This is a genomic window from Enterobacter sp. Acro-832 (assembly GCF_011752745.1).
Classification (GTDB): domain Bacteria; phylum Pseudomonadota; class Gammaproteobacteria; order Enterobacterales; family Enterobacteriaceae; genus Enterobacter; species Enterobacter quasiroggenkampii.
This window is the reverse complement of record NZ_VWWX01000003.1, coordinates 703,409-712,084: the sequence shown is the minus strand read 5'-3', so window position 1 is coordinate 712,084 and position 8,676 is coordinate 703,409. Positions and strand designations below refer to the sequence as shown.

The window sequence follows — 8,676 nt, the reverse complement described above, 5'->3', positions numbered from 1 at the left end:
CATGTGTTAGGCCTGCCGCCAGCGTTCAATCTGAGCCATGATCAAACTCTTCAATTTAAGTTTGATGCTCGTGAATTAAACTTCGTAATGAATTACGCATGTTCACTCAGAGACTTGGTATTCATTTATTGTCCGAAGACATTAAGAATCCATGTCACTTTGAGTGCCCACACAGATTGTCTGATAAATTGTTAAAGAGCAGTGCCGCTTCGTTTTCGCTGCGGCGCGGGGTGTGCATATTACGCTTTCCCGCTTCAGAGTCAAGCGTTTATTTTTGCTTTTCTCTGCTGACCCGGCGGCGTGTGTGCCGTTGTTCCGTGTCAGTGGAGGCGCATTATAGGGAGTAATTCTGAACCTGCAAGGATAAAGTGAAATTTATTTACTGACTGCTCACTTTCCAGGCAAAACCGACTCCAGACCTCAATTTTCGCCTGGTTTTTAAACAAAAACGAGCCGCAAGCGGCTCGTTTTTGCGTTTTGTGACTTACTGCACTGCCACAATGCGATCGTCGTTGGCTTCCAGACGGATAACTTTGCCTGGAACCAGCTCCCCGGAGAGGATCTGCTGCGCCAGCGGGTTTTCGATCTGCTGCTGGATAGCGCGTTTCAATGGACGCGCACCGTACACCGGATCGTAACCATTCTTACTCAGCAGCTTCAGCGCATCGTCGGAGATGTGAATTTCATATCCACGCTCTTCCAGACGTTTGTACAGACGCTGCAGCTGGATCTGCGCAATCGACGCAATGTGTTTCTCACCCAGAGGATGGAATACCACCACTTCATCAATACGGTTGATGAACTCCGGACGGAAGTTATGGCTTACCACACCCAGCACCAAATCCTTCATATGGCTGTAGTCCAGTTCACCGAAACGTTCCTGAATCAAATCGGAACCCAGGTTCGAGGTCATAATGACAACCGTATTACGGAAGTCGACCGTTCTCCCCTGCCCGTCGGTCAGACGACCATCGTCCAGCACCTGAAGCAGGATGTTGAACACATCCGGATGCGCTTTTTCCACCTCATCCAGCAGGATGACGGAATAAGGACGACGACGCACTGCTTCTGTCAGGTACCCACCTTCTTCATAACCCACATATCCTGGAGGCGCCCCGACCAGACGCGAGACGGAGTGTTTCTCCATAAACTCGGACATGTCGATACGCACCATCGCATCGTCGCTGTCGAACATAAAGTTAGCCAGCGCTTTGCACAGCTCGGTTTTACCGACACCGGTCGGCCCCAGGAACAGGAACGAACCAATCGGGCGGTTCGGATCGGACAGCCCTGCACGGCTACGACGAATAGCATTCGATACCGCTTCAACCGCTTCGTTCTGGCCAATCACACGATTATGGAGATCGTTCTCCATGCGCAGCAGTTTTTCACGCTCGCCTTCCAGCATGCGCGCCACCGGAATACCGGTCCAGCGGGCAAGCACTTCCGCAATCTCGGCATCCGTCACTTTATTACGTAACAGACGCATCGTTTTACCTTCTGACTGCGTCGCGATCTCAAGCTGTTTTTCCAGCTCAGGAATTTTGCCGTACTGCAGCTCAGACATTCGCGCCAGGTCACCCACGCGTCGCGCCTGCTCAATGGCAATTTTTGCCTGTTCGAGTTCAGCTTTGATGGTCTGCGTACCAGAAAGGGAAGCTTTCTCGGCTTTCCACTCTTCTTCCAGCTCAGAATACTGGCGCTCTTTATCGTCCAGTTCTTCATTGAGCATATCGAGACGTTTCTTACTGGCTTCATCAGACTCTTTCTTCAGCGCCTGCTGTTCCAGCTTGAGCTGAATGATGCGTCGGTCGAGTCGATCCAGCTCTTCCGGCTTCGAGTCAATCTGCATACGAATGCTCGACGCCGCTTCATCAATCAGGTCGATCGCTTTATCCGGCAGCTGACGGTCAGCAATGTAACGATGCGAAAGCGTCGCCGCCGCAACGATGGCCGGGTCAGTGATCTGCACATGGTGGTGCAGTTCATAGCGCTCTTTCAGACCACGCAGGATCGCGATGGTATCTTCAACGCTTGGCTCGGCAACAAACACTTTCTGGAAACGACGTTCCAGCGCAGCATCTTTCTCAATGTACTGACGGTACTCATCCAGCGTAGTGGCACCGACGCAGTGAAGTTCACCGCGCGCCAGCGCAGGTTTCAGCATGTTCCCGGCATCCATCGCGCCGTCTGCCTTACCGGCACCAACCATGGTGTGCAGCTCATCGATAAACAGGATAACGTTGCCTTCCTGCTTCGCCAGGTCATTAAGCACGCCTTTCAGACGCTCTTCGAACTCGCCGCGGTATTTCGCACCGGCCACCAGCGCGCCCATGTCCAGCGCCAGTACGCGGCGGCCCTTCAGACCTTCCGGCACTTCACCGTTCACAATACGCTGCGCCAGCCCTTCAACGATGGCGGTTTTACCGACCCCCGGTTCACCTATCAGTACCGGGTTGTTCTTGGTACGACGCTGCAGCACCTGAATGGTACGGCGGATTTCTTCATCACGGCCGATCACCGGGTCAAGTTTGCCCTGTTCAGCACGCTCTGTCAGATCGACCGTAAATTTCTTCAAAGCCTGACGTTGGTCTTCGGCTCCCTGATCGTTCACGCTTTCACCTCCGCGCATATTCTCAATCGCCTGAGTCACATTGGCGGTGGTCGCACCGGCAGATTTCAGCAGGTCGGTCAAGGTACCGCGTGATTCAAGCGCCGCCAGAACAAACAGCTCTGACGAAATAAAATTGTCCCCACGTTTTTGCGCCAGCTTGTCGCAAAGGTTCAGGACGCGCACCAGATCCTGCGACGGCTGAACATCGCCGCCGGTCCCTTCGACCTGCGGTAAACGGCTCAGCGCCTGATCGATAGCGGTGCGTAACTGGCCAGCATTAATGCCAGCGGACGTTAATAAAGGACGTACCGATCCCCCTTCCTGATTCAGCAAGGCGCTCATTAAATGAAGAGGTTCGATAAATTGGTTGTCGTGCCCCAGTGCGAGGGACTGGGCATCGGCGAGAGCAAGCTGGAATTTATTAGTAAGACGATCCAGACGCATAACTCCTCCCATAACAGGTCAAATTTGCTACTGGAGATTAAATGAGGTCATCCCTCAATTATTCAAGGTTAATGACCTGAATTATGTGAAAAGAAAACGGCACGTGCCGGATCGTCTTGATTCTTTAGGTTATATCAGCCAAATGAAACTTGCCATACGCCCCGTCGTCTTGTCGCGGCGATAAGAGAAAAAATCACCCTTTTCGGTGAATGTACAGCGATCGCCGCCGAAGATCTGCGTTATGCCGACGCTGTTCAGGCGCTGACGAGCAAGCTGATAAATATCGGCCAGATATTTATCTCCAGAAGGCAGGAAGGCGTCCACCGCTTGCTGATCTTTATCCATAAAGGCTTCGCGAACCTCCGGCCCCACTTCAAAAGCGCGAGGACCAATGGCCGGGCCAAGCCAGGCCATAATATTGGCGGGCTCATCCTTAAAGCAGGCGACGGTTTCTTCCAGCACGCCTTCACACAGTCCACGCCAGCCCGCGTGTGCTGCAGCCACCTCGGTGCCTGCGCGATTGCAGAACAGCACTGGCAGACAATCGGCGGTCATTACGGCACAAACGGTTCCCGGAGTATTGCTGTAAGAGGCATCAGCACGTTTAGAAGCATAGGGTTCCCCAGTCAACTTCAGCACCGCCTTGCCATGAACCTGTTCCAGCCAGACCGGATTTGAAGGCAGGTTCCCCGCAGCAAACAGACGCCTGCGGTTCTCTTCCACGTGTTCCAGGTTATCGCCACAGTGTGCGCCGAGGTTCAACGACGCCCACGCGCCCTGGCTAACACCGCCAATACGGGTTGAACTGCAGGCAGCCACGCCGGCAGGCAATGGCCACTCCGGGACAATCAGTTTGGTCATAACCAGTCCACTTGATCCTTATGTTCTTCGAAATCGGCACGCATGGCGTCAATAAGGTCCACCATATCCTGCGGGATAGGCGCATGCCACTCCATCTGAATGCCGGTGATAGGATGGTAAAGACGCAGCATGGTCGCGTGCAGCGCCTGACGGTCGAATTTACGCAATACGCTGATGAACTCATCCGATGCGCCTTTAGGCGGACGAGGACGACCACCGTAGACCTGATCCCCCACCAGCGGATGGGTAATGTGGGCCATATGCACGCGGATCTGGTGGGTACGTCCGGTCTCCAGACGCAGACGCAGACGCGTATGGATACGGAAATGCTCCATAATGCGATAGTGCGTCACCGCCGGTTTACCCATCGGATGCACCGACATATGGGTTCGCTTGGTCGGGTGACGGCTGATAGGCTCTTCTACCGTCCCGCCAGAGGTCATATGCCCAATGGCTACCGCCTCATACTCACGGGTGATTTCGCGCAGCTGCAGCGACTCCACCAGACGGGTCTGAGCAGGAACGGTCTTCGCCACCACCATCAGACCGGTAGTGTCTTTATCGAGACGGTGCACGATGCCCGCGCGCGGAACATCCGCGATCGGCGGATAATAATGGAGAAGTGCGTTAAGTACCGTACCGTCAGGGTTTCCCGCACCCGGGTGAACAACCAGGTCGCGCGGCTTGTTGATCACCAGAATGTCATCATCTTCATAGACGATGTCCAGTGGGATATCCTGCGGCTCGAAGCGGATTTCCTCTTCGATTTCAGCATTGATGGCGACAGCTTCCCCACCTAACACCTTCTCTTTTGGTTTGTCCCAGATCTTGCCGTTTACCATCACGCGCTGGTCAAGGATCCATTCTTTTATGCGTGAACGCGAATAATCAGGGAACAATTCGGCCAAAGCCTGATCTAAGCGTTGACCGAGCTGATTTTCGGAGACTGTTGCGGTGAGTTCTACTCGTTGTGCCATAAACTGCTTCTTCGTTTAACGTTGGGTTTTACGGCTTTGCCGTTTAATATAGTGTGCTATTGTAGCTGGTCTTAATCGGGAGCAGGAACAGAGTTTCTCCCGGACAAACATTTGAGGAAAGTCAAAACGTCATGACGCGCATGAAATATCTGGTGGCAGCGGCCACGTTGAGCCTGGCTTTGGTGGGCTGCTCCGGTTCAAATGAACAGGTCCCTGACAATCCGCCGAATGAAATCTATGCGACTGCACAACAAAAGTTGCAGGACGGTAACTGGAAACAGGCGATAACGCAACTGGAAGCGTTGGATAATCGCTATCCATTTGGTCCGTATTCGCAGCAGGTACAGTTAGATCTCATCTACGCATACTATAAAAATGCCGATTTGCCGCTGGCTCAGGCAACCATCGATCGTTTCATGCGTCTGAACCCGACTCATCCTAACATCGACTACGTGATGTACATGCGCGGCCTCACCAACATGGCGCTGGACGACAGTGCGCTGCAGGGCTTCTTCGGCGTGGATCGTTCCGACCGTGACCCGCAGCATGCGCGTGATGCTTTCAATGACTTCTCCAAGCTGGTGCGCGGCTATCCGAACAGCCAGTACGTGACCGACGCCACCAAACGTCTGGTGTTCCTGAAAGATCGTCTGGCGAAATATGAATACTCCGTGGCGGAATATTATACCCGCCGTGGCGCATGGGTTGCCGTGGTTAACCGCGTAGAAGGTATGCTGCGTGATTACCCGGATACTCAGGCAACGCGCGACGGCCTGAAGCTGATGGAAAATGCTTACCGTCAGATGCAGATGACCGCTCAGGCTGAAAAAGTGGCGAAAATCATCGCCGCGAACAGCAGCAACACCTGATTTTGCCTCAATGCAAAACGGCAGCCCGAAGGCTGCCGTTTTTTTATTCGTTTCTGAGCGTCGCTGAAGCGCGTTAGCCTCAACACATCCTGTCAACTATGGCCCCAATTTATGCCTTCTACAAGGTAAATCTCACCTCTTCCTGCCCTGCCTCACAAAAAAGATTCCCTGACAAAAACCGACAAAATAACGTGATCTAAATCACACATTTTGACATTAGGTCGGGTATGCTGGAATCACCAAGACGGAAAGACAAGAGGTAAAATTTATGACAATGAACATTACCAGTAAACAAATGGAAATTACTCCGGCAATTCGCCAGCACGTCGCAGACCGTCTCGCCAAACTGGATAAATGGCAAACACATTTGATTAATCCACATATCATCCTGTCCAAGGAGCCGCAGGGTTTCATCGCTGACGCAACTATCAATACTCCAAACGGCCATCTGGTCGCCAGCGCAAAACATGAGGATATGTACACTGCGATTAACGATTTGATCAACAAGCTGGAACGGCAGCTCAATAAAGTGCAACACAAAGGTGAAGCCCGTCGCGCCACAACGTCGGTGAAAGACGCCAGCTTCGCGGAAGAAGTTGAAGAAGAGTAATCCTTTAAATTGAGTGTACCGCCAACGCGCCTTCGGGCGCGTTTTTTGTTTTTTATTGACAGGGTGAAAACAGTACGGGTACTTTAACGGTATCACTCACAGGATGACTTTATGAAACTTACGCCGTTCTTCTTCGCATTCTTTTTTACCTTCCCCTGAAAGGGAGGCGTTTCGTCGTGTGATAAAGAATGCGAAGACGAACAACAAGGCCTCCCACACCGGGGGGCCTTTTTTATTGATAACGATAAGATGAGACAGGCAACACTATGACACCGGAAAACCCGTTACTGGATCTGCGAGTAAAAATCAGTGCGCTGGATGAGAAACTGCTGGCGCTGCTGGCCGAACGCCGCGCCCTTGCCGTTGAAGTGGGTAAAGCCAAGCTGGACTCCCATCGTCCGGTCCGTGATATCGACCGCGAGCGGGATCTGCTGGAACGGCTCATTCAGCTCGGCAAAGCGCATCACCTCGATGCCCACTACATCACCCGGTTGTTCCAGCTCATCATCGAAGACTCCGTTCTGACCCAGCAAGCGCTACTCCAGCAGCATCTCAATAAAACCAATCCGCACTCTGCGCGTATCGCTTTCCTCGGGCCAAAGGGCTCCTATTCTCACCTGGCCGCACGTCAGTATGCCGCTCGCCATTTCGAAGAATTTATTGAAAGCGGCTGCGCGAAGTTTGCCGACATTTTTAACCAGGTCGAGACCGGCCAGGCGGATTACGCCGTGGTGCCGATTGAAAACACCAGCTCCGGCGCCATCAACGATGTCTACGACTTGCTGCAGCACACCAGCCTGTCGCTGGTCGGCGAGCTGACGATTCCTATCGATCACTGCGTGCTGGTCTCCGGTTCAACGGACCTGAACACGATCGAAACCGTCTACAGCCACCCGCAGCCGTTCCAGCAGTGCAGCCAGTTCCTGAACCGCTATCCGAACTGGAAAATTGAGTACACCGAAAGCACCTCGGCGGCGATGGAAAAAGTCGCCCAGGCGAACTCTCCCACCGTCGCGGCGCTCGGCAGCGAAGCGGGCGGCGCGCTGTATGGTTTACAGGTGCTGGAACGCAACCTGGCAAACCAGACGCAAAACATTACCCGCTTCGTGGTGCTGGCCCGCAAGGCAATCAATGTGTCTGACCAGGTACCGGCCAAAACCACGCTGCTGATGGCTACCGGCCAACAGGCCGGTGCGCTGGTTGAAGCCCTGCTGGTACTGCGTAATCACAACCTGATCATGACCAGGCTGGAATCGCGCCCAATCCACGGTAACCCGTGGGAAGAGATGTTCTACCTCGATATCCAGGCCAACCTGGAGTCTGCTTCCATGCAGAAAGCCCTGCGCGAGCTGGGCGAGATCACGCGTTCCATGAAGGTGCTGGGCTGCTACCCGAGCGAAAACGTCGTCCCGGTCGATCCGATCTAACGTTCGATAAAACGGCTTTTCTTCATCCCTGCCACGCTCACCGGCAGGGTGAAGATGGCCCCGGAGAGCGGATATTTCGCCACCTCCTCCGCATCCATATTTTCCCGCGTGGTGGTAATAAACAGCGTTTTCATATCATCGCCGCCAAAGCAAACCATCGTCGGGCAACGTACCGGCATGCGATACTCTTCCAGCTGCTCCCCTTGCGGTGAAAAACGCGCGATGCGCCAGCCGTCAAACAGCGCGCTCCAGTAGCAGCCATCCACATCCATCGCCGCGCCGTCCGGTATCCCCTCGCCCTCTTTAAACTGACGAAACACCTCTCGCTTACCCGGTTCGCCCTGCTCATCAAGCGGAGTACGGTAAATCACACCGTTTGGCGTGTCTGAGGTAAACATCCACTGCTTATCCGGGCTAAACGCTAAGCCGTTGTGCCCGTGAATATCGCACTGGATCACCTTCGGCGTCAGGTCGTTGTCGATGCGCATCAGCAGGGCGCCGTTGTAATCTCCGGGTCCCCAGAACGTGCCCGCATAGAACCGGCCCTGATGGTCGGTACCCCCATCGTTAAAACGCGCCAGCTGCGGGTTAGAGGGGTTGTCGCACACCTTGCGCTGCAGAAGGCCATGCTTATCGGCAAGCCAGATGCCATTGCGCATGGCGACAATAAACCCGCCGCGCTCGCGAAGCGCGAAACAGCCCACCTCCTCGTGGAAAGAAAGCACGGTGTGTTCCGCCGTCGGCAGATGGTAGCGGTGGATCTCTCCTTCCAGAATATCGGCCCAGTAGAGCGCGTGCTCGTCGGCGCTCCACGTCGGGCATTCAGGCAAATGCCCGGTGTAATTCAACAGCAGCTGCGGTTCGGCCATGACAG

Annotated in this window: 8 protein-coding genes and 1 other annotated feature; of the genes, 4 read left to right on the top strand and 4 right to left on the bottom strand. The window is 54.0% G+C overall.

What is annotated here, in order from left to right; translation table 11 throughout:
* Window positions 1-484: 484 nt before the first annotated feature.
* From clpB to rluD, 3 genes are all read right to left on the bottom strand, one after another.
* Entirely contained in the window at window positions 485-3,058 is a 2,574-nt protein-coding gene (gene clpB, locus F3J31_RS14850; RefSeq protein ID WP_045909253.1) for an ATP-dependent chaperone ClpB, read from the bottom strand.
* Between the two features lie 129 nt (window positions 3,059-3,187).
* Window positions 3,188-3,919, bottom strand: a complete 732-nt coding sequence (yfiH, locus tag F3J31_RS14845) for a purine nucleoside phosphorylase YfiH (protein ID WP_167213862.1) — start codon at window positions 3,917-3,919, stop codon at window positions 3,188-3,190.
* Window positions 3,916-4,896 carry a 23S rRNA pseudouridine(1911/1915/1917) synthase RluD gene (gene rluD, locus F3J31_RS14840; protein WP_008502468.1) on the bottom strand — a complete coding sequence of 327 codons (981 nt, stop codon included), beginning with the start codon at window positions 4,894-4,896 and terminating at the stop codon, window positions 3,916-3,918. The genes yfiH and rluD overlap by 4 nt, the downstream gene beginning before the upstream one ends.
* 131 nt (window positions 4,897-5,027) lie before the next feature.
* On the opposite strand from rluD, the gene bamD reads away from it, so the two are divergent.
* The 4 genes from bamD (at window position 5,028) to pheA (ending at window position 7,802) form a co-directional block, all read left to right on the top strand.
* Entirely contained in the window at window positions 5,028-5,765 is a 738-nt protein-coding gene (gene bamD / locus F3J31_RS14835) for an outer membrane protein assembly factor BamD (RefSeq protein ID WP_023308867.1), read from the top strand.
* Between the two features lie 268 nt (window positions 5,766-6,033).
* Entirely contained in the window at window positions 6,034-6,375 is a 342-nt protein-coding gene (raiA, locus tag F3J31_RS14830; RefSeq protein WP_008502470.1) for a ribosome-associated translation inhibitor RaiA, read from the top strand.
* Between the two features lie 110 nt (window positions 6,376-6,485).
* Window positions 6,486-6,611 (top strand) — a sequence feature (Phe leader region).
* Window positions 6,487-6,534, top strand: coding sequence for a pheA operon leader peptide PheL (pheL, locus tag F3J31_RS14825; RefSeq protein WP_100249759.1), 48 nt, complete (start codon window positions 6,487-6,489; stop codon window positions 6,532-6,534). It overlaps the preceding feature by 48 nt.
* A gap of 30 nt (window positions 6,612-6,641) precedes the next feature.
* The gene (gene pheA, locus F3J31_RS14820; protein WP_021242003.1) at window positions 6,642-7,802 is read left to right on the top strand and encodes a bifunctional chorismate mutase/prephenate dehydratase; all 1,161 of its coding nucleotides are present in this window, start codon (window positions 6,642-6,644) and stop codon (window positions 7,800-7,802) included.
* On the opposite strand, the gene F3J31_RS14815 is transcribed toward pheA, so the two are convergent.
* Window positions 7,799-8,671, bottom strand: a complete 873-nt coding sequence (locus F3J31_RS14815) for an SMP-30/gluconolactonase/LRE family protein (RefSeq protein ID WP_167213859.1) — start codon at window positions 8,669-8,671, stop codon at window positions 7,799-7,801. The two genes, pheA and F3J31_RS14815, sit on opposite strands and share 4 nt — an antisense overlap.
* Between the last annotated feature and the right edge of the window lie 5 nt (window positions 8,672-8,676).